General features: G+C 71.8%; 1 protein-coding gene. It reads right to left on the bottom strand.

Going from position 1 to position 575, the window contains the following annotated elements:
* Nucleotides 1–494: phenazine biosynthesis FMN-dependent oxidase PhzG (gene phzG / locus AC4OR5_RS30945; protein WP_058138754.1), on the bottom strand; the 494-nt coding region annotated here is incomplete at its 3' end.
* Between the last annotated feature and the right edge of the window lie 81 nt (nucleotides 495–575).

Raw genomic sequence — 575 nt, 5'->3', positions numbered from 1 at the left:
TCGGTTTCCGCCAGGCGCCGGGCTTCGGCGCGCAGGGCGTGGATGTCGGCGAGGGTTTCGCTCTGCCGCGAGGCGATCGACATCGGGTGGGTCTGGTACGGGCGGCTCAGCCACTGGGCGTCGGCGCGCTCGTCGGGCAGGCGTTCGGCGCGGCCGTTGAGGATGATCTGCTGGCTGCTCTCGCGCCAGTACAGCACCCCCGAGGCCCAGGGGTTCTGCGCCAGTTCGCGGCCCTTCTGGCTATCGGCGTGGGTGGCGAACACCACCCCGCGCTCGCCCAGCTCGGCGATCACCACGATCCGCGTCGACGGCCGGCCCTGCCCGTCGACCGTGGCCAGGGCCAGTGCCCGCGGCTCGCGCACGCCGTAGCGGCGGGCGCGTTCCAGCCAGTTGCGCAGCACCTCCATGGGGTTCGCCGGCGGCGCCTCGAACTCCGGGAAAGGGGCTTCGATGGTCCCGGTGAGGGACTCGGAAATGTTCGCGTTGACGCCCATCACGGCGTTCCTCCGTTCTGCCCGTTCACAGGTAGGCCCGGCCTTCGGCGAAGGCCGCGCCGTTGCCCGACACTTCCACCG

The sequence above is a fragment of the Pseudomonas sp. YA1 genome, assembly GCF_058680555.1.
The sequence above is the reverse complement of the archived record's forward strand: the minus strand, read 5'-3'. Positions and strand labels throughout refer to the sequence as shown.